The organism is Flavobacterium sp. Leaf359 (assembly GCF_001423985.1).
In the GTDB taxonomy this organism is placed as follows: domain Bacteria; phylum Bacteroidota; class Bacteroidia; order Flavobacteriales; family Flavobacteriaceae; genus Flavobacterium; species Flavobacterium lindanitolerans.
In genome coordinates, this window is record NZ_LMPW01000002.1 from 218,278 (window position 1) to 243,840 (window position 25,563).

Annotated in this window: 26 protein-coding genes; 11 read left to right on the forward strand and 15 right to left on the reverse strand. The window is 36.2% G+C overall.

Annotated features, from left to right (window positions below):
* A complete protein-coding gene (locus tag ASG38_RS03585) occupies nt 1-1,257 on the forward strand; it encodes a murein hydrolase activator EnvC (protein ID WP_056067408.1) in 1,257 nt (418 codons plus the stop codon).
* 33 nt (nt 1,258-1,290) lie between these two features.
* On the opposite strand, the gene ASG38_RS03590 is transcribed toward ASG38_RS03585, so the two are convergent.
* Together ASG38_RS03590 and ASG38_RS03595 are read right to left on the reverse strand one after the other, a co-directional pair.
* Nucleotides 1,291-1,803, reverse strand: coding sequence for an acyl-CoA thioesterase (locus tag ASG38_RS03590; RefSeq protein WP_056067221.1), 513 nt, complete (start codon nt 1,801-1,803; stop codon nt 1,291-1,293).
* Nucleotides 1,804-1,903: 100 nt separating this feature from the next.
* A complete protein-coding gene (locus ASG38_RS03595; RefSeq protein ID WP_056067224.1) occupies nt 1,904-2,839 on the reverse strand; it encodes an SPOR domain-containing protein in 936 nt (311 codons plus the stop codon).
* 103 nt (nt 2,840-2,942) lie between these two features.
* On the opposite strand from ASG38_RS03595, the gene dprA reads away from it, so the two are divergent.
* Both dprA and ASG38_RS03605 read left to right on the forward strand, forming a co-directional pair.
* On the forward strand, nt 2,943-4,043 hold the full coding sequence (gene dprA, locus ASG38_RS03600) for a DNA-processing protein DprA (RefSeq protein WP_056067226.1): 1,101 nt from the start codon (nt 2,943-2,945) through the stop codon (nt 4,041-4,043).
* Nucleotides 4,044-4,171: 128 nt separating this feature from the next.
* Entirely contained in the window at nt 4,172-4,708 is a 537-nt protein-coding gene (locus ASG38_RS03605) for a hypothetical protein (protein WP_056067228.1), read from the forward strand.
* 264 nt (nt 4,709-4,972) lie between these two features.
* On the opposite strand, the gene trpS is transcribed toward ASG38_RS03605, so the two are convergent.
* Complete coding sequence (gene trpS, locus ASG38_RS03610) at nt 4,973-5,947, reverse strand: tryptophan--tRNA ligase (protein ID WP_056067230.1); 975 nt, start codon at nt 5,945-5,947, stop codon at nt 4,973-4,975.
* Nucleotides 5,948-6,070: 123 nt separating this feature from the next.
* Here trpS and ASG38_RS03615 point away from each other — a divergent pair, with 123 nt between their 5' ends.
* Nucleotides 6,071-6,829, forward strand: a complete 759-nt coding sequence (locus tag ASG38_RS03615; RefSeq protein WP_056067232.1) for a 1-acyl-sn-glycerol-3-phosphate acyltransferase — start codon at nt 6,071-6,073, stop codon at nt 6,827-6,829.
* Between the two features lie 67 nt (nt 6,830-6,896).
* Here ASG38_RS03615 and ASG38_RS03620 read toward each other — a convergent pair whose 3' ends face one another.
* From ASG38_RS03620 to recA, 4 genes are all read right to left on the reverse strand, one after another.
* Nucleotides 6,897-8,624, reverse strand: a complete 1,728-nt coding sequence (locus ASG38_RS03620; RefSeq protein WP_056067234.1) for an outer membrane beta-barrel protein — start codon at nt 8,622-8,624, stop codon at nt 6,897-6,899.
* Nucleotides 8,621-9,166: an RNA polymerase sigma factor gene (locus ASG38_RS03625; RefSeq protein WP_056067236.1), complete on the reverse strand. Its 546-nt coding sequence runs from the start codon at nt 9,164-9,166 to the stop codon at nt 8,621-8,623. The genes ASG38_RS03620 and ASG38_RS03625 overlap by 4 nt, the downstream gene beginning before the upstream one ends.
* Nucleotides 9,167-9,190: 24 nt before the next feature.
* Nucleotides 9,191-9,619 (reverse strand): hypothetical protein, encoded by a 429-nt coding sequence (locus tag ASG38_RS03630; protein WP_056067238.1) that lies wholly within the window; start codon nt 9,617-9,619, stop codon nt 9,191-9,193.
* Nucleotides 9,620-9,717: 98 nt separating this feature from the next.
* Complete coding sequence (recA, locus tag ASG38_RS03635; protein ID WP_056067240.1) at nt 9,718-10,722, reverse strand: recombinase RecA; 1,005 nt, start codon at nt 10,720-10,722, stop codon at nt 9,718-9,720.
* Between the two features lie 150 nt (nt 10,723-10,872).
* On the opposite strand from recA, the gene ASG38_RS03640 reads away from it, so the two are divergent.
* From ASG38_RS03640 to ASG38_RS03650, 3 genes are read left to right on the forward strand one after another with little or no spacing between them, the layout of a single operon-like run.
* Nucleotides 10,873-11,607 carry a 1-acyl-sn-glycerol-3-phosphate acyltransferase gene (locus ASG38_RS03640; protein ID WP_056067242.1) on the forward strand — a complete coding sequence of 245 codons (735 nt, stop codon included), beginning with the start codon at nt 10,873-10,875 and terminating at the stop codon, nt 11,605-11,607.
* A 3-nt stretch (nt 11,608-11,610) separates the two neighbouring features.
* Complete coding sequence (locus ASG38_RS03645; protein WP_056067244.1) at nt 11,611-12,606, forward strand: acyl-ACP desaturase; 996 nt, start codon at nt 11,611-11,613, stop codon at nt 12,604-12,606.
* Nucleotides 12,607-12,654: 48 nt separating this feature from the next.
* Nucleotides 12,655-13,305, forward strand: coding sequence for an HD domain-containing protein (locus ASG38_RS03650; protein WP_056067245.1), 651 nt, complete (start codon nt 12,655-12,657; stop codon nt 13,303-13,305).
* A gap of 39 nt (nt 13,306-13,344) precedes the next feature.
* Here the strand turns inward: ASG38_RS03650 and ASG38_RS03655 are convergent, their stop codons facing one another.
* Both ASG38_RS03655 and ASG38_RS03660 read right to left on the reverse strand, forming a co-directional pair.
* On the reverse strand, nt 13,345-13,863 hold the full coding sequence (locus ASG38_RS03655; protein ID WP_157486014.1) for a hypothetical protein: 519 nt from the start codon (nt 13,861-13,863) through the stop codon (nt 13,345-13,347).
* A 46-nt stretch (nt 13,864-13,909) separates the two neighbouring features.
* Nucleotides 13,910-15,460 carry a hypothetical protein gene (locus ASG38_RS03660; RefSeq protein WP_157486016.1) on the reverse strand — a complete coding sequence of 517 codons (1,551 nt, stop codon included), beginning with the start codon at nt 15,458-15,460 and terminating at the stop codon, nt 13,910-13,912.
* Between the two features lie 248 nt (nt 15,461-15,708).
* Here ASG38_RS03660 and ASG38_RS03665 point away from each other — a divergent pair, with 248 nt between their 5' ends.
* Nucleotides 15,709-15,906: a helix-turn-helix domain-containing protein gene (locus tag ASG38_RS03665; protein WP_162239646.1), complete on the forward strand. Its 198-nt coding sequence runs from the start codon at nt 15,709-15,711 to the stop codon at nt 15,904-15,906.
* 34 nt (nt 15,907-15,940) lie between these two features.
* Here the strand turns inward: ASG38_RS03665 and ASG38_RS03670 are convergent, their stop codons facing one another.
* The 6 genes from ASG38_RS03670 to ASG38_RS03695 all read right to left on the reverse strand — a co-directional run bounded on the left by ASG38_RS03670 (nt 15,941) and on the right by ASG38_RS03695 (nt 22,383).
* Nucleotides 15,941-17,500, reverse strand: a complete 1,560-nt coding sequence (locus ASG38_RS03670; protein ID WP_056067252.1) for a hypothetical protein — start codon at nt 17,498-17,500, stop codon at nt 15,941-15,943.
* 64 nt (nt 17,501-17,564) lie between these two features.
* Nucleotides 17,565-18,347 (reverse strand): enoyl-CoA hydratase/isomerase family protein, encoded by a 783-nt coding sequence (locus tag ASG38_RS03675; RefSeq protein ID WP_056067254.1) that lies wholly within the window; start codon nt 18,345-18,347, stop codon nt 17,565-17,567.
* Between the two features lie 37 nt (nt 18,348-18,384).
* Nucleotides 18,385-19,800, reverse strand: a complete 1,416-nt coding sequence (locus ASG38_RS03680) for a PAS domain-containing sensor histidine kinase (RefSeq protein WP_082482150.1) — start codon at nt 19,798-19,800, stop codon at nt 18,385-18,387.
* 56 nt (nt 19,801-19,856) lie between these two features.
* Nucleotides 19,857-20,414, reverse strand: a complete 558-nt coding sequence (locus ASG38_RS03685; protein WP_056067258.1) for a CopD family protein — start codon at nt 20,412-20,414, stop codon at nt 19,857-19,859.
* A gap of 25 nt (nt 20,415-20,439) precedes the next feature.
* Nucleotides 20,440-21,468: a ferrochelatase gene (gene hemH, locus ASG38_RS03690; protein ID WP_056067260.1), complete on the reverse strand. Its 1,029-nt coding sequence runs from the start codon at nt 21,466-21,468 to the stop codon at nt 20,440-20,442.
* A 42-nt stretch (nt 21,469-21,510) separates the two neighbouring features.
* Nucleotides 21,511-22,383, reverse strand: coding sequence for an AraC family transcriptional regulator (locus tag ASG38_RS03695; protein ID WP_056067411.1), 873 nt, complete (start codon nt 22,381-22,383; stop codon nt 21,511-21,513).
* Nucleotides 22,384-22,644: 261 nt separating this feature from the next.
* Between ASG38_RS03695 and hemA the strand changes: the two genes are divergently transcribed.
* The 3 genes from hemA to ASG38_RS03710 are packed head-to-tail and all read left to right on the forward strand — an operon-like array spanning nt 22,645 to nt 25,501.
* Nucleotides 22,645-23,901 carry a glutamyl-tRNA reductase gene (hemA, locus tag ASG38_RS03700; RefSeq protein WP_056067262.1) on the forward strand — a complete coding sequence of 419 codons (1,257 nt, stop codon included), beginning with the start codon at nt 22,645-22,647 and terminating at the stop codon, nt 23,899-23,901.
* A complete protein-coding gene (gene hemC, locus ASG38_RS03705) occupies nt 23,898-24,815 on the forward strand; it encodes a hydroxymethylbilane synthase (protein ID WP_056067263.1) in 918 nt (305 codons plus the stop codon). Before hemA ends, hemC begins: the two co-directional genes overlap by 4 nt.
* A gap of 11 nt (nt 24,816-24,826) precedes the next feature.
* Nucleotides 24,827-25,501 (forward strand): uroporphyrinogen-III synthase, encoded by a 675-nt coding sequence (locus ASG38_RS03710; RefSeq protein ID WP_056067264.1) that lies wholly within the window; start codon nt 24,827-24,829, stop codon nt 25,499-25,501.
* The last annotated feature ends 62 nt before the right edge of the window (nt 25,502-25,563 follow it).

Sequence of the window (25,563 nt, forward strand, 5' to 3'; positions counted from 1 at the left end):
ATGTCAAAAAACATATTTACTCTTTTTCTGCTGCTGGCCACTTCAATAGTTTGGGGCCAAACGGATATGCAGAGAAAATTGGAAGAACGCAAAGCACAGCTTCAGAAAGAAATCAGGGAAGCAGAAAATGCTTTGCAATCAGAAAAGAAAAAAGAAAAATCGGTCGTTACACAAATTAGCCAGCAGACTGCAAAAATCAAGCTGCAGGAAAAACTTATTGCTACAACCGAAAAGCAAGCCAAGTTATTGAGTGATGACATTTATACAAACCAGTTAAAAATCAACGGACTGAAAAAAGACCTTGATGAGCTTAAAAAGGATTATGCCAAAATGATTGTCAAGTCCTATAAGAGCCGTTCTGAGCAGAGCAGGGCCATGTTTTTGCTTTCTTCGAAAAACTTCCTTCAGGCTTATAAAAGGGCCCAATACATGAAGCAATATTCTAATTATAGAAAAAATCAGGGAGAAGAAATTAAGGTAAAATCAGATGAGCTGGCAGCCTATAACGAAAAGTTAGGCATACAGAAAAAAGAAAAACAGAAGCTGATTGTCGAAAACGAAAAAGAAAAGCAGAATCTGGAAAAAGATAAGGAAGAGCAGGAAAAAATAATGAAGTCTATTAAAAAAGACGTCAAAAAATATACTGCCGAAATCAAGAAAAAACAACAGGAAACACGTGAAATTGACCGTAAGATTGACAAGTTAATTAGGGAGGCAATTGCCGAAGCCAACAGAAAAACAGCTGCAGCAAATAAAAAAGCGAATCCAAAAGCAACTGTTGCAGAAACAAAAGCCATCGAAAACTCTTCAAAAATTGTATTGACTCCGGAAGGGAAAATCATTTCGGATAATTTCAAAGCGAACAAAGGAAAATTATCATGGCCTGTTGCAAAAGGCTTTGTATCCCTTAGGTATGGTGACCAGCCGCACCCGCTGCAAAAATCACTTATCGTTCACAGTAGCGGTGTTGAAATTACGACAGATTCCGGTGCTTCCGTACGTTCTGTTTTTGCGGGTGAAGTAACAAGAGTACAGCTGATTTCTCCAAATAATATGGTAGTATTCGTCCAACATGGAGATTTCTATACGGTATATCAAAACTTAAGCTCTGTAAGTGTTTCCAAAGGAACTAAAGTAACGGCTATGCAGAATATAGGAAAAGTAACAACCAATGCAGCAGGCAAGACAGCCTTGAAATTTGTAATCATGCAAAACTCAACAACGTTAAATCCACAAGCCTGGTTGACAAATATGTAAGTAAATAAAAAAGGAACCTGAAAGGTTCCTTTTTTATTCTATAAATAATGCTTTTAGTTCAGTAGCTTCATTTGGTTTCATTTTTCCGGCCAGTACAAGGCTAAGCTGCTTTCGTCTCAATGCGGCATCATAGCGCTGTTTTTCCAGTTCGGTTTCAGGAAGTATGGCAGGAACTTCTACCGGACGACCGGTTTCATCGACAGCAACAAAAGTATATATGGCTTCGTTTGCCTTGTTTTTGATTCCTGACTCGCGGTCTTCAATCCATACATCAATATAAATCTCCATTGATGTTTTAAAAGTCCTCGAAACCTTAGCTTCAATAGTCACAACGCTGCCCAAAGGAATAGCACGGTTAAACGCCACGTGATTCACAGAAGCTGTAACAGTAATACGTCTCGAATGTCTCCTTGCCGCGATGCTTGCCGCTCTGTCCATTCGTGCCAGTAATTCACCGCCAAAAAGATTGTTTAAAGGATTGGTTTCGCCCGGCAAAACCAAATCAGTTAGAATTGCTACAGATTCAGAAGGAGTTTTCGCTTGCATCGTTTTTTTTGCAAAGGTAACAGATAGCAATTAAATCCGATAGTCAGTAATAAATTTTTTAGGGGAAAAATAAAAAATCCCGAACGAATCGGGATTGGACTTATAATTCCTGAATCAGAAGCCAAGCTTCCGGATTTTCTGTTTTCTGGATTTTTGACATTGCTTTTTGGGCTTCGGCATAATTAGAAAAACTTCCGTAAAGAACAGGATGCAATCCATGTTTGTTCTTTGCTATTTTTCTTGCCTTATATCCTTTTGCACTAAGCTTTTCGAATATTTTTTGTGCATTTTCTTCATTTCTAAAAGCACCCGCAACAATATGATAAGCTAACTTTTCCTCTTTGATATTCAGCTTTACGGCAGGTAGCGGACTTTCAATAAAAAAAGTAGCTTCCTGTATTTTATCCTGTACTTTTTTCTGAACCGTTTTTTGTACAATCAGGTTTTCAGAATCAATTTGTTTCTGATAATAGTCATTTCCAAAGAAACCTGCTGCTCCAAGTCCAAGTACAAAAATAGCGGCATATTTAAGATAAGGCCTGCTATTTCTTCGTTCCGGAGTGAAAATTATTGGTGCTTTTTCTTCAAGCGCCTCAACTTCTTCCTTATAAACTTCCCTTTGAATTTTTGGAGCAACAAAAGTACTCAATCCAAAAGAACTCGTAAGGTAATTCAGGCTATCTGACGGTTCAAAAACAATATTGTTTTCCGAATTTAAAGACAATTGGCCAATGTTTTTCAACTCCAGCAATTTGTGCAATTGCAAAGCCAGCTTCCATCCTGAAACAGTAGTTTCGATTTGGGCTACGGCATCTTCGTAGGAGATTTTTTCGGCCTGCGAAATATGGTTTGCCAATAAGCCATCATTATTCTTTAAATGAAAATTAAAAGAAACCACTTTTCTGGGCGGATAAAACGCCATAGTACTTTCATTGAGTCTTGCAGGTTGTATCTCCGTAAGGAATGCTCCAAAACCGGGAACCGCAACACATTGGTATCTATATAAAAGTTGGGATATGTAAAATTCAATCTTCATAGAAACAAAGTTACTTATTCATTGGTCAGGTCAAAATTTTATCAACAAATTTTATTAACAATCTAAGTAAAATGTCTTTATATTTGAGATTCAATTATTTGCCATGAACCAGGAAGAATTATTTTATTTATTAGCCTTACAAAAAGTAGAATCGGTAGGCGATATCCTTGCCAAAAAACTTCTCGCGCATTTTGGAAATGCCAAAGAAATCTTTCAATCCAGACCTTCAAAACTCCAAAGTATAGAAGGAATAGGAAGTGTTTTGATTAGAAATCTCAAAGACCAGACGGTTTTTAAAAAGGCGGAAAAAGAGCTTGCGTTTATCACGTCAAATGCTATCGATGTGTTTTTTTACCAAAGTAAAAATTATCCGGAAAAGCTCAAACATTGTTTCGATGCCCCCATATTATTATTTGCTTCGGGAAACTTCGATTTCAATAACCGAAAAATTATAAGCATTGTCGGAACAAGACAGGCTACCCCGTATGGAGGAGAATGTTGCAGAAAGCTGATTTCTGACCTTGCACCGCTAAATCCGGTTATTGTTAGTGGTTTTGCCTATGGAATTGACATTATTGCACATCAGGCAGCAATGGAACACAATCTGCAAACGATTGGTATTATCGCCCATGGACTAAACCAGATTTATCCGAAGGCTCATAAAAAATATGTTTCCAGGATGCAGGAAAATGGTGGTTTTATGACCGACTTCTGGAGTTCTTCCAATCCTGACAGGGAAAATTTTATTCGTAGAAATCGTATTGTGGCCGGTATTTCCGAAGCAACTATCGTTATTGAATCGGCAGAAAAAGGAGGTTCCCTCATTACAGCCAACATGGCTAATGACTACAACAGGGATGTTTTTGCATTTCCGGGAAAAGCATCGGACAAATACAGTCAGGGATGCAACAACCTGATTAAATCTCAAAAAGCACAACTGCTGACTTCAGCGGCAGATTTGATTTATATACTTAACTGGGATTTGGAAACGCAGAAAACCAGTGTGCAGAAACGCTTATTCATAGAATTGGATAAGGAGGAGCAAACGGTTTATAATTATTTGCAGGCAAAAGAGAAAGAATTGATGGACGTTATTGCTTTAGAATGCAATTTCCCTGTTCACAAAATATCTTCCCTGCTTTTAAATATGGAACTAAAAGGAGTGGTACGGCCGTTGCCGGGCAAATTGTTTGAAGTTATTTAAAAATGTATAGTTGCCAAGTATAGAGTTACTGGTAGTTCAGTTTTGCAAAAAAATGTTTATAAATTGGATTTAAATAACTGTCTTTCGAATCTTAATTAGTTAATATTGTTGATTACAAATAGTTAAATATGGAAAGCCCGAAAAAGAAAAGGTCTAGAATTTTAGATAAAAAGCCGCCTGTTGCAGTAGAAAATATAAAAAGATATTCTCCAAACTCTTGTACAGCAACAGGTAGGCAGTTTCATCAAACTAAAATCGATATAGATGTAGAACTTTGGTTTGAAAAGCATTGTAATGAAAGACAAATCGAGAGAGGTTTAGAATCAGACACACTACAGAAACTTACGGTTAGGTGTATTAATCACATTTTTTATTATCAATTAAGATATCCAAACATATTGCTTGTACAATACCCTGAAAATAGGGGTGTCAAATACAGATTTATTTTACAGGAAAGAAATGAAAATGGAGAGATGTTAAATTTAGCTACCGAAATCCATTATGTTGATATTGGGATATACGAGATAACCTTAGTGACAGCAATGATTGAGGAAAACTTTAAAGTGTTCGATAACCAATTGGTCATACGGGTTGATGGTGAAAGTTCTCAGTTATTTAGATGCACTAACAAAAAACTTGTTGAGATAGCAAATTACGGGCTATAGTAAATATCTATTGTAGAGTTGTTTATCATTGAAAAATAGAATCAAAAAACAACTCGTAGTCTATTGTGTTACTTTAACTTTGTATAAGAATCATAAGACAGGGTAGAAATAAATCTGAACGGCCGAAAGGCAGGGTTTAAAGTTATCTGAACGGTCTTAAATATAGAAGCCCCATAATTGGGGCTTTTTTATTATCAAATAATTTTATGATAAAAAGTGATATAGTTGCTTTAAAAATAAAGCCCCGACTGAGCGGGGCTTTGATTAATATCCTAATTTTTTTCTGACTCTTTCCAGAACCCTGTCTGCAACAGCTCTTGCCTTTTCAGCGCCTTGTTGCAGTGCTTTGTCCACTTCTTCCAGATTGTTCATATAGTAGTTGTATTTTTCTCTTTCTACTTTAAATCTTTCCAAAATAAGCTCGAACAGGGCTTGTTTGGCATGGCCCCAGCCAAAATCACGATTTACGTTTTTATATTTTTCGGTCATGGCCGCCAGTTGTTCTTCATTGGCAATCAGTTTATAAATAGCAAAAATTTTACAGTTCTCGGTGTCTTTCGGAGCTTCCAAAGGAGTGCTGTCGGTTTCGATAGACATGACCTGTTTACGCAACGATTTATCATCTAAAAAAATATTGATGATATTGTTGGCTGATTTGCTCATCTTTCCACCATTTGTTCCCGGAACATACTTTGTCTCTTCCTGAAGATACGAATCAGGAATTACGAAAGTTTCTCCCATCTGATGGTTAAAACGGGAAGCAACATCACGTGTAATTTCAATATGCTGCAATTGGTCTTTTCCAACAGGAACGAATTCAGCATCATACAAAAGAATGTCTGCTGCCATAAGCATCGGATAGGTAAACAACCCGGCATTAACGTCATCCAATCGGTCAGCCTTATCTTTGAAAGAATGGGCCAACGTTAGTCGCTGGTAGGGGAAAAAACAGCTCAGATACCATGAAAGTTCTGTTGTTTGAGGAACATCAGACTGGCGATAAAAAGTAACTCTGTTAACATCAACTCCACAGGCAAGCCACGTTGCAGCAGTACTGTACGTGTTATGACGTAATGTTTCTCCATTTTTAATCTGCGTAATTGAGTGCAAATCGGCAATGAAAAGAAAAGTTTCGTTTTCCGGCTTGTTTGATAATTCGATGGCCGGAAGAAGCGCACCAAGCAAATTTCCTAAATGCGGCGTTCCGGTACTTTGAATACCTGTGAGTATTTTTGACATAATAACTTAATTTTTGCAAAGGTAAATGTTTTGGCAAAATGTAAGGTTTGAATTCTTACATTTGGGAGACAAAATTTGAAAACCAGGTTTTGCCCTCATAAATAATTCTGATACACCACCTGCATGCGTATTTTTAAAATAGTTTTTTGGATTCTTTGGAGGATATGGTTCTATATTCTGATGGGTCTTCCTATCATTATTATGCTGCCTTTTTTGCTTATTTCTATCTCAAAAGAGAAATGGTATCCCTACTTTTTTGTCATGGCCAGAATTTGGGCTAAAATAATCCTTTTCGGAATGGGCTTCCATTATAAGGTTGAACGTGAACAGGAACTGGAAGAAGGAAAAAGTTATATGCTGGTGGCCAATCATACTTCCATGACGGATATTATGTTAATGCTTGCCCTGGTACGCAATCCGTTTGTTTTTGTCGGAAAGAAAGAACTGGTTAAGATTCCGTTATTTGGTTTCTTTTACAAAAGAACCTGTATTTTGGTTGACAGAAGCAGTTCCAAAAGCAGGATGGAGGTTTTCAACCGTGCCCAAAAACGATTGGCACAGGGACTTAGTATTTGTATTTTCCCGGAAGGAGGCGTTCCGGATGATGAGTCGGTTCTTTTGGATGAATTCAAAGACGGAGCTTTTCGTTTGGCGCTAGAGCACCAGATACCAATTGTTCCTATGACTTTTGCAGATAATAAAAAACGATTCTCCTATACTTTTTTGAGTGGAAGCCCAGGCCTCATGCGAGCCAAAATTCATCGTTTTGTGGAAACAAAAGGCCACAATGCAGATAAGAAGGAAATCAAGCAGATAAAAGAATTAGTAAGGGAAATCATTTACAAACAACTCTTGAAATTCAGTAACAAAAAAAGCGCCTAACCACGACGCTTTTTTTTGTCATTAACGTATTTAATGACGAACCTAACTAAACTATAAAACCAACTATCTAAAAGTTAAAGCTGATTCCGGAATATAAGCCTATGAAATAAGGCTTAAATCCACCAGCATTTTCACTGAATGTATTAATCTGATACTTTAATTTTGGCTCAACATTCGCTTCGAATGATTTCCAAAACTTGTATTTGAATCCGATTCCGATATTGGAAGTAAAAGAAACGTCATTTAAATTTGATGCTTTTCCAATTGAGGTAGACATACCCGGAGATACTACGGATAGGCTGTTTTCATTTAAGAATAACGTGCTCATACCACCAATTAAAGAGATACCAAATTTATCATCCAGAATCTTATACGAAAGCTCAACCGGAACTTCCACATAACCCATAGTCTGATTTAACGAGCCAGCCTTTTTGCCCGGAACATTATCAAACGATACCGTATTGGCAGCTGTATTATCTTCAACAATTACCGTGACATTTCTGCTTTCCTGAATGTTGCTTGGCGAAAACACTTCGCCATTAGCAACAGCATCCGATAAGCCGGCATAATAAACAATATTATTTGTATTATAACCTAAAGTCAGTTTGTTCACACCTCCGCGGATAGACCATTTTTTGTTTATTGCATAATTAACACCAACACCATAGCTCAGATTTTTCTCATAGCTTTTGCTGTTATCTGCAAACTGCTGGTTAATTGGTGAGCCTTTGGAAGCAGAACTAAAATAAATAGGGGCTACGTTTGACGTAATCTGCCACCTATTTACCTTAGTTTCTGTGACCGCTTGTTGTTTTTTTTCTTTTTCTTTTAGCAATTCTTCCAGCGGATTAGGCTCGGCAGTAGCAACAGCTGCCGAATCTTTTTTTTGTTTCTCGAATGCTTTGGTGTCAAAAGCGATTCGGGAATTATTATTTTTCTCTTTGTCAGACTGTTTGTTGCGTTCTGAAACCTTGTCGTTTTTTTGCAAAAGGTCATTTGATTTTTTTTCAGAAACGGCCAATTGTTTTTCTCCTTCGTTTCGATTTTCCGGAATTGAAATTTTACTTGAATTCTGGTTTACAATTGATTTTGCCTGATTTTTTTCTTTATTTCCGGAATCTGCAATGCCAGCTTTGTTAAAAACATCTTCCTGGTTTTTACCGTTGAATTTGTTTTGGTTGGCATTTTCCTGACGGTTATGTTGTTGAGCAGGCCCTTGGCTGGCAAGTCCGGATTCTGTTTTCGTTTTTTGATTTGTAATAACAGGAAGATTTTTGTCGGCTGTATTTTTTAGGCGTTCCCGGTCAGTATTATCCTGACTGGTGATAGCCGTGTTTTTGGCCTTATTCTTTCCTGAAATAATTGACTTGTTCAGTTGGTCCTGCTCTGGATTTTCAGAATTTTTATGTTGTTGTGTTGGGTTGTTTTTTTCTAAATCAGTATTCTCAGTTTCAGTAACGGCATTTTCATTTTCAGTAACGACCTCCTTGCTTTTGATTGGACTTTGCATTGGTGTCAAATCTTTTGAACGGTCAACGTCCGTAGCATTTTGGTCAACAACTCCGTTATCAGTATCTGTTTTTATTGGGCTGTTTATGATTCCGTCGCCTATCATGAATCCGATAAGCAATATAGCCGCAACTCCCGAAAGCTTAAACCATAATGGAATAACCCTTCTTTTTTTCTTCTCTTTGAGCTTTGCTTCGATATTGTCCCAAACTTCAGGTGAAGGTATTGCTTCAAAGTCTTTGAACTTCTCTTGGAAAAGCCGTTCTATATTTTTTTTCTCACTCATTTTGCTGCTGTATAATTTCCGTTTCCGGCCTGAGCTTCTATTTTTTCTTTTAAAATCATCTTTGCGCGTGCAAGATTAGATTTTGTTGTTCCGGTTGTAATATCAAGCATTTCGGCAATTTCTTTGTGTGAATAGCCGTCCATAACATAAAGGTTAAAAACCAATCGGTATCTGTCAGGCAGTTCCTGTATAATTTTCATCAAAAATTCAAGAGAAACATTTTCATCATCAATCTCGACTTCTGCTTCGTCAGGAATAGTGTCATTGACGATTTCAAAAACGGAGTTCCCTCTGTATTTTTGGAGGATATTGTTAACCATTACTCTTTTTGCCCAACCTTCAAAAGACCCTTTGAAATTGAATTGGTTTATCTTGTTGAAAATAATAAGGAATCCGTCCTGAAGATTATCTTCGGCTTCTACATAATTCCGCGAATACTTCAAGCAAACACTGAACAATTTGGGTGATAATAGCTTATATAATTGTTCTTGAGCTTTGGTATCATGATCTCTGCAACCGTATATGAGTTGTTCTAAACTCAAAAGTTTTTCTTTATAAATTAAAAATTATTCTGGTACTACCGGTATTTCATATTCCAGAAAAAGATTTTGCCCGTATTGGTCTTTTCCTTTATAAAATTTAAAAATATATGTATTCTCGTTTGTAGGCATAAAATCAAATGTAGCTTCTACTGGCTCTTCATTCAATTCTGTACAATTACTGGCATTGAGTACGCCTGTTTGTACTGCTATTGTTCTGACATTTAAATTTTTTTCGTAATAGAACCCTTCGAAAAAATGACAGCTGGTAGGTCTTTTATAATATACTTTTATAGTATACGTTCTTCCAATCACAAAACTTTGAGGAAATACCGCACTTTCTGTAGGAATCAGCTCAAAATGGTAACTAACAGTATTATCATCATTTAATTCGCAGGAACTAAATGCACCGATTGTTATGACTGCTAAAAATAAAATCGAAATTAATTTTTTCATTCTCTGTATTCTGTTATGCTTTATTGTTTAGATGTGTATATAGGCCGAAGGTTGCGTTAGGATATAAAAAAAACCCGAAAATTTTCGGGTTTTTTTAATTAATCATTATTTTCTTTAATCAGCGATTTGATTTTTTGTTCTAATTCTTCCGCTAATTCAGGATTGTCCTTAATCAGGGATTTTACGGCATCTCTACCTTGTCCCAGTTTGGTATCGCCATAACTAAACCACGAACCGGACTTTTTCACAACTTCAAATTCTACTGCCAAATCAAGGATTTCTCCTGTTTTTGAAACGCCTTCGCCATACATGATGTCAAATTCTGCTGTTTTGAATGGAGGAGCAACCTTATTCTTTACTACTTTGACTTTCGTTCTGTTACCAATTACATTTTCACCTTCTTTAATTTGAGAAGATCTTCTGATGTCAAGACGAACAGATGCATAGAATTTAAGTGCGTTACCACCCGTTGTTGTTTCAGGGTTTCCGAACATTACCCCAATTTTTTCACGAAGCTGGTTAATAAAGAAAACGGTACAATTTGTTTTGCTGATAGTTCCGGTCAATTTTCTCAATGCCTGTGACATTAATCGGGCGTGAAGACCCATTTTTGAATCACCCATTTCGCCTTCAATCTCACTTTTTGGAGTCAATGCGGCAACAGAGTCAATTACTACAATGTCAATAGCACCGGAGCGGATCAGGTTTTCTGCAATTTCCAGAGCCTGTTCACCATTGTCAGGCTGTGAAATAATCAGGTTTTCGATATCAACACCCAGTTTTTCTGCATAATTTCTGTCAAAAGCGTGTTCTGCATCAATAAAAGCAGCAATACCACCTGCTTTTTGAGCTTCGGCAATAGCATGCAATGTCAGGGTTGTTTTACCGGAAGATTCAGGACCATAAATCTCAATGATTCTTCCTTTAGGATATCCGTTAACTCCAAGAGCCAAATCCAATCCTAAAGACCCGGAAGGAATCGTTTCTACCTCTTCAACTGCCTGGTCACCAAGCTTCATTACGGTTCCTTTTCCGTAAGTTTTATCTAATTTGTCAAGCGTTAACTGTAACGCTTTTAATTTGGCTTCTTTCTCTGAACTCATTTTTCTTCCATTTATAATTGGCACTTATTTTTCGTAAAAATAGTTCTTTTTTTCTACGTGGCAAGAGTTATTTTTTGTTAGAAATTTGCTGTTTTTCGATTAAAATAAACAAAAATATAATTAGTACTTTTGCGGGGAATTATAACAATTATGGAAAAACTAATTTCATATCCGATTTCTGTTGTATACTATCTGATTTTCGGGCTTATTTTGGTGATTTTTCATCCCATCCAATGGCTGTGCTTTAACCTTTTTGGATACCAGGCACATAAAAAAAGTGTCGATTATCTGAATTTATGTTTGCTTAGGGCAACCCATCTTTTGGGAACAACCTATAAAGTGGAAGGAAGGGAATTGGTACCTAAAGGAGTTCCGGTAATTTTTGTTGCCAACCACCAAAGCATGTATGACATTGTTGCCATAATCTGGTTTTTCAGGAAATCGCATCCGAAATTTGTAAGCAAAAAAGAATTAGGCAAGGGAATTCCAAGTGTTTCTTATAATTTAAGGCATGGAGGCTCTGTATTAATCGACAGAAAAGATCCGAAACAGGCATTGCCTGTCATTAAAGGATTGGGAGAGTATATTGAAAAGCACAATCGGGCAGCAGTAATTTTTCCGGAAGGAACAAGAAGCAAAACCGGAAAACCGAAAGAATTTGCACAGACAGGATTGAAAATTCTATGCAAAAATGCACCTTCGGCAGTAGTAGTCCCAATAACCATAAACAACTCTTGGAAAATTGTTAAATATGGCTTTTTTCCTGTAGGTTTAGGAAATCGCCTTACCTTTACTGCTCATAAGCCAATTGCTGTGGCAGAAGTACCTTTTGATGAGTTGATGAAAGAAACAGAAAAGGCAGTAGTTGACGGAATAAAAAATTAAAATATGTCTGTAAAAAACATTCGTCTAGAAGTAATGCAGTTTCTAGAGAAAAATATTGATGCATTTGTTGACCAGTATTTGATTCCTGTGGAGGATATATGGCAGCCTTCTGACCTTTTGCCTGATTCCCGAAGCGAAACTTTTTTTGAAGACGTAAAAGAATTAAGAGAAATAGCAAAAGAACTACCGTATGATTTTTGGGTGGTTTTAGTTGGCGATACTATTACAGAAGAAGCACTTCCAACTTATGAATCCTGGTTGATGGATGTGGAAGGCGTAAATCAGGTTGATGAAGGCGGCAATGGCTGGTCAAAATGGGTAAGAAGCTGGACAGGGGAAGAAAACCGTCATGGTGATTTGCTAAATAAATACCTTTACCTTTCTGGACGTGTCAACATGCGTGAAATTGAAATGACGACACAGCATTTGATTAATGACGGATTTGATATCGGTACCGGAAGAGACCCTTATAAAAATTTTGTTTATACCAGTTTCCAGGAATTGGCAACCTATGTTTCGCACAACAGGGTTTCACAAATAGCGAAGAAGTTTGGAGATAAAAAACTTTCCAAATTATGTAAACTGATAGCAGGTGATGAAATGCGCCACCACCATGCCTATTCAGAATTTGTACACAGGATTTTTCAGGTAGACCCAAGCGAAATGATGTTGGCTTTCCAATACATGATGAAACAAAAGATTGTCATGCCGGCTCATTTTTTAAGAGAATCAGGTGAAAAGATAAGCACCGCTTTTGAACTTTTTTCAGATTCGGCACAAAGAATTGGCGTATATACGGCAACCGATTATATTGACATTATGCAAAAACTGATTGACAAATGGGATATCAGCAAAATTACAGGATTGACAGACGAGGCAGAAAAAGCCAGAGATTTCCTGATGAAGCTTCCGGCAAGAATGGCAAAGATTTCAGAACGATTGGTCATTCCTGCAGAATCGCATATTTTTAAATGGGTTGAACCTGCAACATTAAGATAATAAACCAAATCCTTTCTTTACAGAGAGGATTTTTTTTCTCACACAACTATGGATAAAATACTAATAGAAAAGACAATTGCTTTTGTAAAAGAAAAACTTAAAGATGCCGAAGGCGGCCATGATTGGTTCCACATTGAAAGAGTGTACAACAATGCCATGAACATTGCCAAAGATGAAAACTGTAATATCACAATCGTGGCTTTGGGAGCTTTGCTACACGACATAGCCGATAGCAAATTTCACGGCGGAGATGAAACAATCGGGCCTAAACTGGCCTGGGAGTTTTTAGAATCTCAGAATGTTCCGGAAGAAACAATAATTCATGTAGTAAACATCATCGAGAATATCTCTTTTAAGGGAGGTAATTTCGAGCGTAAATTTTCTTCAACAGAATTAGACGTTGTTCAGGATGCTGACCGTTTGGATGCCATTGGAGCGATAGGAATTGCCAGGGTATTTAATTATGGCGGATTTAAAAACAGGGCGCTGTATGACCCAACAATCACACCCAACATGAACATGAGTAAGGAAGAATATAAAAGTGCCGTTTCGCCTACAATCAACCATTTTTATGAAAAGCTATTGTTGCTGAAAGACAGGATGAATACGCAGGCAGGAAAACAAATAGCTGAAGAAAGACATACCTATATGGAAAAGTTCTTAGAACAGTTTTTTGCGGAATGTGAAGGGAAGAGATAACTAATTATTAAACTGAAATAGCTAATAAAAGGTTGTATGTCAGTTTATAATATCATATTTTATCTCAAAAGTTTCAGCAGAAAAAGCGTTTGAGTTAAAATCAAAATATTTTTTTTCTAAAATGAGCTTGTAACTGGAATCATTTAATTTTGAGAATAAAATTATCTTATTCTCATTATCAATTATTTGGTTTTCCAGACTTGTTTGTCTGCGATTCATATTTATTGTAAATCCATTCTTTGAGAATTCAACATACCCATTTGGACAGCATAGATAATCGAAGAAAATATTTTGTTTAGGTAAATAAAAAGAGAGTAGAGATGAATTGTTATTTGCTTTGATTTGCAAATCATAAGTGTTATTAAAATAATTTGAAAACTCTAATAACATGTTTGAATTAATTACATTATCATTATTTAAGTCGATTGAGTTTTCAGGAATAATAAATTCAGTTATTCTGAAGTAGGTGTCTTTTTTTGTACCACCTACAATTTCAGCGTCATTTTCACAGGAGCAAAGTGTTATAATATACAGTAAAGTAAAAACAATTTTTTTCATAATGTTTAATTTAATGACAGGGCATAATTGCCCTGCCATAATTAATCTATTGTACTTTTTTTGGTTCAATACTGAATTTACAATACCCTAAACCTGTAGTATAGTCACGAGTTAACCACATATTCCCAAACAAAGGTAAATTTGCTTGCCCTATAATAATTTTATCGGCAAAATTTACGATTGCTTCACCAAGAAAATCATTTCCTTGAGTAAATGTTTTTTGGACAGTATGAGTTTGAATTGTTTCTAAACTCATCCCAAACTTTAAACCTATTTTTGTGTTTACGCCGAAAGCAGCATCAATGCCAAAATTAGTTGCAAATTTTACGGTTCTTGTATCAGTTATTACAGATGTAGTTGGTAGATCGACTTCTTCTATTTCAATCTTTATTGATGAAGCATATTCATCTAAATTCCAGTTAATTAAAGGAATATCCACTATAATAGTTTGATTGGAAATATTTTTCAGTCTGTAGTAAGTTTTTTCCCAAAACAGAGTTCCTCTAGTATAGGTATCATATTCAAGAAAAAACAATTGGTCAGGTGAAACAGTAAAACCATTAATTAATTCGTTACCAACACCATTTTTAGCATTTATTATAGTTCTAACTTTGAACTCATAAAAACCGCCAGTCCAATGACTTGAATTTATTCTGTGGTTATTTCTGTAGGTTGGATCATCAGTTTGATCTGAGATTTTATTATATGCGATTGTAGGATCTCCCGTCATACTAAAACTTCTTAAGTGCTCTTTAAAATCATAAATAAATGGGCCATTTGGAGATGATGGTTGAATTTTATAATAAATAAAATCTCTTTGCCACCCATTCAAGTTTGGATTTTGCTGGTCATAAATGTTATAAGCACTTATTAAGGCTGGATCTAGTTTTTTTACTAACCTTGCTGAAATATTTCTTTTGTCCTCATTATTAAAAGAGTCTGTCCAAAATTTTATTATGATTCCATCTTTTTCAAAAACAGTTTTAGTTTTTAAATCTCTTATGTTTGGATTTTCTAAATTAGAAACTACTCTTTCGTTGTTTTTAACTACAATAACTGGAAACCCAGGTATGACGTCATTTGGCATCATTTCTAAATTTAAATCAGGAGTAATTAAAGGCACTTGATTGGTATAATTTGTTCTTATGGCAACCGCTGGAATTTCTGATTGAGTATTCCATTTTTTTGCAGAAAATGATTCCAAAGGGAGTTCAGGAACTAATAAGGTTAATGTAGGTTCAATTCGTAATAAATTTGACAATTGGAAATTACTATCTGCATTTTGATTTATTGTTTGCTCCAATGTCATGCCGTTTTCTAACGTATAATCTTTAATAGTATAAACTAAAACCTCATAATCTTTATTGAACATTTTAAGGGTTTCATCCTTTATTATCTCTCTTAGGCCGGGACTTTCCTTTATACTTTTCATTAAGCTAAATGCAAATTTTTCTTTCAAAATGCTTTTCTCATCTTTTGGAGAAATTTTATCAAGCTCTTGGACGGTTTTATTTTCTGTAAAATCTTCCTCAGTACTGCAGGAACTTAAAGTAAGTATAGAAATTACAAAAGCTAACTTTTTTGATTCTCTTTTCATCTTTGATACAAAAGTCTTTGCATCGAATGATATTAATTTCGAGGACAACAAATTTTTCATAAAATAATTTTAAATGGTTGATACTTAACAAACATAAAGTTTATTTCTTACGAAAAGTTTATTTGTCAGTTCTAAATTAGAACTTATGCGAATAGGAAATTATAAGAATATTTCTTTTGTTGATGTTATTTTTTTGTATAATATTGATTTTAAACATCGATACAGATAAATTTATAAGCAGAAAAAAAATGATAGAGAAAGTATTAAATAGGATTAAGCTAGAAAGATTTAAAAATGGTTTTTCGCAAGAATTTGTAGCTAATGAATTAAAAATTTCTCAGAGTTTTTACTCCAGAGTAGAATCGGGGAAAAACAGTTTAACGTTAGATTTGTTATTAAAGCTGGCAGCTTTATTTGGAATTCCGCCTGAAGAATTATTAAAATAAAAAAGGCCGGATTCAACCCCGACCTTTTTATTCATTATAAACTGATTTTCAACAATTGCTTATCCTTTCCTTTTTTTCCTAAAAAGAATACAGATTCCTTGCTTACTATTCCTTGTGAGACCATAAAAGGAACTTCGTTACTTTCATTATTTAAAACCTCCTGAAAGTCGAAATCACCATTTTTATTGATTCGGATAATATTCAAATTTGACTTGTTTTTTCTGACATGTTTAAATAAGATTCGATCATTACTTAATTTTTTGATTTTTTCACTGGCATTGATGAAAAAATAAGTATCGTCATTTTTGATTGTTGAAGTGTATGAGATATAAGCATCAGTATCTGTAGTGAATTGGGACTTGTTAATGTTTCTTGCCCAAACTAATTCTCCGTCAGTATTAATTTTTGCGCTGACGATATCGTCATAATTAAAAAAAGTTTGATTGTTATTTGAAGAAACATAAAATTCTTCTGCATTGAAAATAATATCATTATTCTTTGTGATATGGATTTTCTTGAAAATGAGATTTTTTAACTCTTTATCTTTTTCTTCACCATATTTGTCAATCATAAATTGTTGGCTAAATGGATTAAACTTGGATTTTCGGATGGCCAATGAAACAGGATCCAGTTCAAAATAACTAATCCCTTTAAAATGGTTGTCATTTTGGTCAGAATAGAATCCTATACACGTAATTTTATCTGGAGAGGCTATTGTTGTCATGCTTCCTGAAAAATGTTCTTCGGTGTCAAAAACCTGAGTTTTTTGTCCTTCAAAAGAAAATCGTGTCAATTCATATTGGTACTTGCCCCCTGTTTTTTTGTTTTTCTTTTCATCGGCATAAACTTTTCCTAATAGATAAAGCGCATTTCCATCTTTTGAAACATCTACATTTTCATAGCGGAACTTTTTGTCCTTAATTTCTCTTACGAAAATGTGTTCAAATTTTTTGTTTAAGTTTTTATCAAAAAGGTACAGTTTTAAAGCTTCTGACTTTTCAGTTTTCATATCGATTGTGATTGCAAAAGCCGTTCGATCTTCATTTACAATCATTGAAACACCTGATTCATTCCCTGGCTCTTCATAAATTTTGGTGTCTTGCGAATAGAAGGTCTGATTCATAAAGAAATTTCCATATTGCTTGATTTCTTCACGAGACAACCTAAAGAGTTCTTTTTTGGATGTTTTCGAATTGTTAAAATCAACAATATAGGCTGAACAGATATAGGCTTTTTCATTAATATTGTAAAACATGTCAACAAACTGAATGTCTTTATCGCCTTTTATAATTCCTAAAACGGTTCCGTATTTTTCAAAATTGGCATATTTTAAAGGTTGTTCGTATTCCTTTACCAGTTTTAAGTTTGAGTCGTATTCTTCAATATAATAACCTCTTCCGGATGATAATCCACCGCTTACATAGGAACGGATAATTAAAATACCGCCATTTTCTGCCTCTTCAGCAAAAACTATATTGGACTCCTTGAATTCGTCTTTGAAAATTTCACTTTTTAAAACCTTAAAAGGAATATCCTGTGCTTTAGCGGAAATTGCAAAAGCAGAAATAAAAAGAAATTGTAAAAATAGTTTCATGTGTGGGGATTTTGCAACGAATATAAATAAAAAACCCCATCATTTCGATGGGGTCTTATTGAATTTATTTTCCTGTAAAAGAAGGTTTCCTTTTTTCTAAGAAAGCACCCGTGCCCTCTTTAAAATCTTCTGTTCCAAAAGCATCGCCAAAGTTTTTGATTTCTACAGCATAACCGTCCACACCGTCTTTAAAGTTGGCATTGATAGCCTCAATAGCTTTCCCGATAGCTACCGGAGAATTTTTCATGATTTTTTGTGCAATGTTATTTGCCAGTTCCAGTAATTCTGATTGCGGCACGACATGGTTTACCAAGCCGGCTGTTTTGGCTTCTTCTGCGGTTAACATTCCGGCAGTCATGATAAGTTCCATCGCCTTTCCCTTTCCAACCAGTTGAGGTAGTCTTTGTGTTCCGCCATAACCCGGAATTACACCTAGAGAAACTTCCGGGAGTCCCATTTTTGCATTGTCTGAAGCGATTCTGAAGTGGCATGACATGGCCAGTTCCAATCCGCCACCAAGTGCAAATCCATTTACTGCTGCAATAACGGGCGTTTTTAAATTTTCTACAAAATCAAATAAGGTAGCTTGTCCTTTTGCAGCCAGTTCCGCACCTTCTGAAACCGAAAAATTGGCGAATTCAGAAATATCAGCACCGGCAACAAAAGCCTTGTCACCACTTCCGGTCAATAGGATTACGCGAATAGAATGGTCTTTGTCGAACGCATCAAAAGCTGAATGAAGTTCTTCAATCGTAGCTTTATTTAAAGCATTTAATTTTGTTGGTCTGTTAATGGTTATCGTAGCAATGCCATTTTCAGAAGCTGCCAGAATATTTTCGTAATTCATGATTTATAAATTTATGGTTGTTTTGTTTTTGTCGAAATTACATTTTAATTATAGGAAGGTAGACATTAAAAATGGTTCCTTTTCCGGATGCAGTTTCAAAAGTAATAGTTCCGTTATAATTTTCAATAATATTTTTGATGATTCCCAATCCCAATCCCATGCCGCTGTTTTTTGTGGTAAACTTGGGCTCGAAAATTCGGTTGAGGTTGTCTGTTTCTATTCCGGTTCCGTTATCCTGTACGCTGATTAAAACCTGTTCTCCTTCTTTTTTGACAGAAACAATTACCGATTTTTTGAGCTGATGTTCCGGAATAGCCTGAATGGCATTTTTGACCAGATTTGTTACGATACGGATAAGCTGGGTGCGATCCATAATGGTAATAACTTCTTTCTCATCGCTTCGGAATTCGATATAATCTTCATTGAAAATATCCAGTGTAAGCTGTACTACATCTACCACATTCAGGGTTTCGTTTTGCTGTGCAGGCATCGAGGCAAAATTTGAGAAAGCCGAAGCTACAGAACTCATGGTGTCAATTTGCTGGATTAGCGTATTGGAATAATCCGACATTTTTTGTTTTACTTCCGGGTCATTCGGGTCAAATTTTCTTTGGAAACTCTGTACGGTCAAACGCATAGGAGTCAAAGGATTTTTGATTTCGTGCGCTACCTGTTTTGCCATTTCACGCCAAGCCTGTTCTCTTTCACTTTGCGCTAATTTCGAGGCACTTTCTTCCAGTTCTTCTACCATGGAGTTGTAGGCATGGACCAGCAAGGCAATTTCCTTACTGCTTTCTTCGAGTTCAATCTTCTCGTTTTTCTGATTGAATCGGGTTTCTGTGATTTTATCGGTAATCGATTTCAAAAACTTTGTAATATAACTCGAAAGGAAATAAGCCAGCACAAACGCTATAATCAACATGATGGAATAGACCTGCCCAAGACTGATTAGGAAATTCCGAAGTTCTCTTTCATAAAAACCATCATCGGGAATATACGGAAGATTCAAAATTCCCAATGGCTTGAATTTGGTGTCCTTGATTTGCGTGTAGGAAGAACGGAATTTTTTTCCTTCGATACTTTGGACATCTACATATCGTTTGTCCATAGAAGACTGTACCAATTTCAAAATATAATTTGGAATAGGCGGCAAAATGGTATCCACCGTAAAGGAAGCCTTGGAAGATTTGAGCAGTTTTCCGTCCAGACTATAAATATTGATAGCCAAACTATGGATATCCGCCAGTTTATAAATCTCGTCTTTAAAAATAAGCGGCAGATTTTCCGTAGTCAACGGATAGGTAGTCGTGTTAAGTATGTAATTAATGTGTTCTTTAACAGCCGTTTCTCTGCGCTCCAGACGTTCTTCGTGATATTCTTTTGCTGCGGTCTTGAATTGGTAAACGGAAAGTGAAGCCATCAAAATGGACGAAATCAGGGTCAGGAAAATCATCGAAAGGAAGATTCTGACACGAAGTGATAAGCGTTTTATTTTGATAGGTTTCAGCATTAAGACTGGTTTCTTTCCCGTATTCTTTTATAAAATTTGAAGCCGAACATAATCAGTATAGAAAACAGGAAAATCCCCACGACTCCATAAATCCAATTGACGGCATTCTTCAAAATTACCAAAAAAACTACTGCAAAAAGTATGATTGTAGCACCTTCATTCCAAAGACGCATAAAATTAGAAGTGTGTTTTACCTCGTCATTTTGCAACTGTTTAAATATCTGATGGCATTTCAAATGGTACAGATACAAAGCAAAAACAAAGCCAAGTTTGACATGCATCCAGGATTGTTGCAGCCAAAAATTTCCCTGTGGTGTAAAAAACAGCATCCAGAATGCAAAAATACTGGCTAATACTGCCGATGGCCATGTGATGATATACCACAGGCGGTAGGTCATTATTTTATACTGTTTTTGCAGGATTTCCTTTTCAGGAGATTCTTTTTGCGAAGCTTCAATTTGGTACACAAACAAGCGGACGATATAAAACAATCCCGCAAACCAGGTGATTACAAAAATCAGGTGCAGGGATTTTAAGTATTCATAATAGTTTTCCATCGATACTCGGAATGTAAAAAAATTATCAGATTGTTGCTTTTTCTGAAGCCCAATCTTCAATCCAATTGTTTACGGTTTCTACCCAATTGTCATCATCATTCAGACATGGGATAGCCAAAAATTCTTCTCCACCGTTTTCTACAAAATCTTCGTTGGCACGCATTGCGATTTCTTCCAAAGTCTCCAAACAGTCGGTTACAAAGGCAGGTGTTACCACAGCAATCTTTTTGATTCCTTTGGCCGGCATATTGTTGATTTCAATATCAGTATAAGGTTCAAGCCATTTGTCTCCGGCAAGTCGGGATTGGAAAGTCAGGCAATATTTTTCTTTAGGAATATTGAGCTGTTCCACGACAAGTTTTGTGGTTTCGTAGCATTGATGGCGGTAGCAAAAAGCATGTGCTGCTGAAGGAGTGACACAACATGAGCCATCTATTTTACAGTGTGATTTTGTGACGTCAGTTTTTCGGATGTGGCGTTCCGGAATTCCATGATATGAAAATACGAGCATGTCATAATCAAACCCTTCCAGATGCTTCTTCATTAAATCTGCAAGATTTTTTATATAGTCCGGTTTATTATAGAAAGCAGGAACATCGGTAAATTTCATATGTGGGAATTTCTTCTTTCTGATTTCTTCTGCCAATACCAAAATAGTCAGTGTTGAAGCCATTGCATATTGCGGATATAATGGGAAAAGCAATACCTCGGTAACGCCTTGTTCATGAAGTTCCTGAAGTCCTTTTTCAATTGTCATTTCGCCATAACGCATAGCCAGGGCAACCGGAATCGTTGCTTTAGCCTGTACTTTTTTATGCATTCTTTCGGAAAGTACCATTAATGGAGAGCCTTCCTCCCACCAGATTTTTTTGTAAGCATGGGCTGATTCTTCCGGACGTTTTCTTAAGATAATGCCTCGCACTAATAAAGCTCTTAATAAATAAGGAACGTCGATGACGTATTTGTCCATTAAAAATTCATCAAGATAGGGTTTTACGTCTTTGGGATCGGGGCTTTTTGGAGAGCCAAGGTTTACTAATAATACGCCTTTCATTTGTTTGTTTTTATTCCTTTAATCAGGGGTTACGGATTGCACTTAGTTAGTTACGGCAATCGACATTAAATATTTTTTTGGAGTGGTTCCGAATTTTTTCTTGAATGCGGCAATAAAGTGGCTGGCTGTGCTGTAGCCTATTTTTAATCCGACTTCATTTACATTATACGAACCGCTGTCTAATAATTTTCGGGCAAATTCCATTTTATAATCAAAAAGAAAACTGTAAACACTGTCGCCATAAATCTGTTTGAAGCCCATTTTTAGCTTTTTCAGGTTGATTCCTACCTGGTCAGCAAGTTCCTGCAATCCCGGTGGCTCGGCCATGTTGGCAATCACAATATCTTTCGCCTTTCGGATTTTGAGAACGTTTTCTTCATCAACTAAAAACGGACATTGTTCTGCATTCGGGTCTTCGTTCCTGTTGAAATAAAGACTTAATAACTCATAAGCCTTACCTTTAAAGTAGAGGTTTTTTATGGACGGATGCAGGTTGAAGTTGAATAGCTGGTTCAATACGATTGACATGGACGGACTGATAGGTTCGTCTTTATAGTATTTCTTGTCTTTGTTTTCTTCACTTAAAAAAGGGATGTAGTCTGCTTCCGAAGAAAACAGGCCATGGAATTTTTTGATGGAAATCAATACGGAAATAGCCCAGGAATGAGGAGCAATTTCTAAATGTACAGGAAGTTCTTTTTGAGGGTTGTAAAGAAATAAAGAAAGGTCTTCTCTAAGGTCTAAAGCATAACGCCCCTGATTAAAAATAAACTTCGCCCGTCCTTTGATACCAAAATGGAACTGTATGAGGTCAACATTTACCTCGCGTTCAAAGTGCGAAGTTTCGTCGCTGTCATTTTGAATCCGGATGATGATAAAATCATCTTCGATTTTGATTTCTTCGGCTGAACTCATAGCGGTATTTTTTATCGTAATAATTTTGAAACCGGAAAGATTTTTATTTAGAATGGTTCTAAACAAAAAAGCTGTCAAATGCTGATTTCACTGCAAATTTATAGTTTTTCTAATTTATAATGGCTAAAATTATCAAAATATCTCACAGCGACACAAATAGCACTTTTAGCGTTATTTTTATAAAACGTATACCTATAATTTTGTGGTGTTCGAAATAGAATCCGTTTAAGGTTCAGTTTCGTTATACTTTAAAGTGGCACTATGAATAAAAATAACTTGTCAAAGCATCATTACTTCTATGCAGTTGGATTGAGTTACAAGAAAGCTGATGCAGAGATTAGAGGGAAATTCAGTTTAGGAAATCAGGCTAAGTCCGATGTTTTGCAACAGGCAAAAGAAAACGGTATTGGCAGTTTGATTGTTACTTCTACTTGCAACAGAACCGAAATTTACGGTTTTGCCGAGCACCCGTTTCAATTAATTAAATTACTTTGCGACAACAGTCAGGGAACTGTTGACGAGTTTCAAAAAGTAGGTTTCGTATATAAAAACCAGGAGGCCATACACCACATTTTCAGAGTTGGAACCGGTTTGGATAGTCAGATTTTGGGAGACTTTGAAATCATCAGTCAGATAAAATCCAGCTTTTCGGAAGCAAAATCACAAGGATTGGCCAATGCTTTTATGGAACGACTGGTAAACTCGGTGATACAGGCCAGCAAAAAAATTAAAAATGAAACCGAATTAAGTTCAGGAGCTACTTCTGTCTCTTTTGCTTCGGTACAATATATCATGAATAACGTTCCGGATATCAGGAATAAAAACATATTGCTTTTCGGAACAGGAAAAATAGGGAGAAATACGTGTGAAAATCTGGTAAAACACACCAAAAATGACCACATCACACTGATTAACCGTACCAAAGACAAGGCCGAAAAAATAGCCGGAAAATTCAACCTGATCGTAAAAGATTATGATTTGCTGCCGTTGGAAATTCCAAAGGCAGATGTGCTGGTTGTGGCTACGGGAGCAAGCAATCCCACTGTTGACCAGGAGTTGTTAAAGCTAAACAAACCGCTTTTAATTCTCGATTTGTCAATACCGAAAAATGTCCATGACAACGTTAAAAGTATTTCCGGTGTAACGGTTGTCCATCTGGATGATTTGTCAAAAATAACTGACGATACTTTAGAAAACAGAAAAAAACATATCCCTCAGGCGGAATCGATTATTGAAACAATGATGGAAGAATTCACGGAATGGGTTAACGATAGAAAATTCGCTCCAACAATTCATGCCTTAAAAGAAAAACTAAACTCGATTAAGGATACAGAACTAAATTTCCAGCGAAAAAAAATCAGTAATTTTGATGAAGAGCAGGCTGAAATTATCAGCAAGAGGATTATCCAGAAAATAACGACTCATTTTGCCAATCATCTGAAAGATAGTGATACCATGGTAGATGAAAGCATCGAATGGATAGAGAAAGTTTTTCAGATTGAACCTTCCAGAAAATGAATAAAATAATCCGAATAGGAACCCGCGACAGTCAATTAGCGCTCTGGCAGGCTCACACGGTAGAAAAAAAACTCAACGATTTAGGGTACCAAACAGAAATTGTTGCCGTGAAATCTACAGGCGATGTCATTTTGGACATTCCGCTTTACGAATTCGGAATTACCGGAATCTTCACAAAAACATTAGACATAGCCATGATTAAGGGCGAAGTTGATATTGCGGTACATTCAATGAAAGACGTTCCGACAGCACTTCCTAAAGGCATTGTCCAGACTGCAGTTTTAAAAAGAGCCAATCACGAAGATATTTTAGTACATAAAGGCAATCTTGAATTTCTGCATTCCAGCGGAACGGTAGCCACCGGAAGCTTACGTCGCCAGGCACAATGGCTGCATAGATATCCAAATCATCAGGTGGTTGACCTGCGCGGCAACGTCAATACAAGATTGCAGAAATTAAAAGATAATGATTGGAACGGTGCCGTTTTTGCCAAAGCAGGATTGGAGCGAATTGAAATTTTACCGGAAAATCATACCGTTTTGGATTGGATGATTCCTGCTCCGGCACAAGGTGCAATGGTAATCGTTGCCATGGAAAGCGATGATTTTTGCAAAGAGGCCACAGCAAAACTAAACCATTTTGAAAGCGAAATCTGTACGCATATTGAACGCCAGTTTCTAAGAACGCTGGAAGGCGGCTGTACAGCGCCAATTGGTGCTTTTGCGGAAGTATTGGATGGTAAAATCCGTTTTGAAGGCGTACTTTTTTCAATTGACGGAAAAGAAAAAATCGAGATAGAAAAGACAGTTGAAGTGACTCATTATAAAAATTTCGGACAGGAAGCAGCATCAGAGATTCTTGCCAATGGCGGACAGGAATTGATGGAAGTTATCAGGAGAGATTTAAAAAAATAAATTTCAATAAGATGCCCGAACCAATTCGAATTTTATCTACAAAAAAATTGTTGCCCAACCAGAGGCAGTTTTTGCTGAACGCAGGTTTTTCTGTAATAGAAGCCAATTTTATTCAGACAGTAGGAAAGAAATTTGAGTTAAGAGATGAAGATGGAAACCTGATTTTTACCAGCCAGAATGCCGTGAAGAGTTTTTTAGAAAATGAGAAAGCTCAAAACCTGAAAAATAAAAAAATCTTTTGTGTGGGTACAAAAACAAAAGCCTTATTAGAACAAAATGGCTATAAGGTTCTGGCTTCAAAAGAATATGCATCGGAACTGGCAGAAGTTATTGTAAACGATTTTAAGGATGAAAGCTTTTTGTTTTTTTCGGGAAGTCTGCGACGCGATACGCTGCCGGAAGCCTTACAAAAAGCCAATATTAGCCTGAAAGAAATTGAAGTATATGAAACCATCCTGACGCCGCAAAAGATAAATGGTCCGGTAGATGGAATACTTTTTTTCAGTCCGTCAGGAGTGCAAAGCTACCTGAAGGAAAATAGGATAGTAAACCAGAATTGCTTCTGCATTGGCACCACCACAGCAGAGCCTTTGGAACAACTAACAGATAAAATAATAATCGCCAAACAGCAAACGGTTGAAAATGTGATTATCCAGACAATAAATTATTACAGCAAAAAGCTTTAGGCAATAGGCCTAAGCAAATTTAACATAAATGAAAGCTTAAAGCCTCATAGCTTAAAGCCTAA